Consider the following 1,370-nt stretch of genomic DNA (forward strand, 5'->3'; position numbering starts at 1 on the left):
AGCGGAACCCGGGATCCAACCCTGATGCGCGGCTGAATCAGAGCGTCGAGGCCAGTCGTGGATTGCACGCCTCCGGCGCGCCCCTTCGGGTCCGGGTTCGCTTGTCAGCACCCCGGAATGACGGAAAGCAGGACAAGGATTCATCCGGAAACCGAATTCGGCGGCCTGGTCCCGGCTGAAACGAAAAAGGCCTCCCCGGAGGGAGGCCTTTCGAAGGAGGGTGTGAAAGAGGGTGCCGCTTACGCCGCGAGCGAGCGCAGCACGTAGGGAAGAATGCCGCCGTTGCGGAAGTATTCCAGTTCGTCGAGGGTATCGATCCGGCAGGTCAGCGGGACCTCCTGCTTCGAACCATCGGCGGAGGTGATCTCCGCGGTCAGCGTCTGGCGCGGCTTCAGCTCGCCGGCCAGCCCCTTGATCGTCACCGTCTCGTCGCCCTTAAGGCCGAGCGACTGCCAGGACGTGTCCCCCTGGAAGACCAGCGGGACCACGCCCATGCCGACGAGGTTCGAGCGGTGGATGCGCTCGAAGCTCTCGGCGATCACGGCGCGCACGCCCAAGAGCTTGGTGCCCTTGGCCGCCCAGTCACGGGACGAGCCGGTGCCGTATTCCTTGCCGGCGAAGACGACGAGCGGGGTGCCCTCGGCCGCGTATTTCTGCGCGGCGTCGTAGATGAACATCCGCTCGCCGTCGGGCTGGTGCAGCGTGAGGCCACCCTCGACGACATTGCCGCTCTCGTCCCGCACCATCTGGTTCTTGATGCGGATGTTGGCGAAGGTGCCCCGCATCATGACTTCGTGGTTGCCGCGGCGGGTGCCGTACTGGTTGAAGTCCTGCACCCGCACCTGATGCGACTGCAGGTACTCGCCGGCCGGTGAGGCCGCGCGGATGTTGCCGGCGGGCGAGATGTGGTCCGTCGTGATCGAGTCGAGGAACAGGCCGAGGATGCGCGCGCCCTCGATGTCGGTGATCGGGTCGGGCGTCTTCGTCATGCCCTCGAAATAGGGCGGGTTCTGCACGTAGGTCGAACCCGCATCCCAGGCGAAGGTCTCCGCCTCGGTCACCTCGACGCCCTTCCAGTTCGCGTCGCCGCCGAACACGTCGGCGTAGCGGCTCTTGAACAGCTCCGAGGTGATGTTCTCCTCGATGAACCGGTTCACCTCCTCCGAGGACGGCCAGATGTCCTTCAGGTAGACCGGCTTGCCGTCCGAGCCCTGGCCGAGCGGCTCACGGGTGATGTCGATCTGGAGCGAGCCCGCGAGCGCGTAGGCCACCACCAGCGGCGGCGAAGCGAGGTAGTTCGCCCGCACGTCCGGGTTCACGCGGCCCTCGAAGTTGCGGTTGCCCGAGAGCACCGCCGCCGCGACCACGTC

At 66.6% G+C, this 1,370-nt stretch carries 1 protein-coding gene; it reads right to left on the reverse strand.

The annotated features are described in order from the left end of the window. Positions 1 to 239: 239 nt before the first annotated feature. Positions 240 to 1,370, reverse strand: a 1,131-nt coding sequence (locus MFF42_RS25215) for an aconitase family protein (protein WP_238258718.1), incomplete at its 5' end; no start/stop codon positions are given.

This window comes from Methylorubrum podarium, from assembly GCF_022179745.1.
In the GTDB taxonomy this organism is placed as follows: Bacteria; Pseudomonadota; Alphaproteobacteria; order Rhizobiales; family Beijerinckiaceae; genus Methylobacterium; species Methylobacterium podarium.